Annotated in this window: 1 pseudogene; it reads right to left on the bottom strand. The window is 52.6% G+C overall.

From position 1 onward, the window contains the following. Window positions 1-195 (bottom strand): annotated as a pseudogene (locus J4G32_RS21150) (3-isopropylmalate dehydratase small subunit); the annotation flags it as partial. Window positions 196-287: the final 92 nt, after the last annotated feature.

Below are 287 nucleotides of genomic sequence, written 5' to 3'. Positions count from 1 at the left end.
CCAGCCCGGCATGTTCAGAATAAAATCAGGATTTGGTTGGCCGCCAGCCATAAATCGACGATCGAAAAACACCCCTTTATCCAGCCCCTGGCGATCGATCCCTTTCAGGAACTGTTTTGGCATAATCACATCAGTGTCGATATTCGGTTCCAGCATCGGCGCAATTCGCCCGCTGATTTGCTTAAACGTATCCATCTTATTCCCCTGCCTGAAGTAATGACCGAACATCGACCAGATGCCCCGCTACCGCCGCCGCCGCAACCATCGCCGGGCTCATCAAATGCGTT

The sequence above is a fragment of the Microvirga antarctica genome, from assembly GCF_017921815.1.
GTDB classification, from domain to species: Bacteria; Pseudomonadota; Alphaproteobacteria; order Rhizobiales; family Beijerinckiaceae; genus Microvirga; species Microvirga antarctica.
The sequence above is the reverse complement of the archived record's forward strand: the minus strand, read 5'-3'. Positions and strand labels throughout refer to the sequence as shown.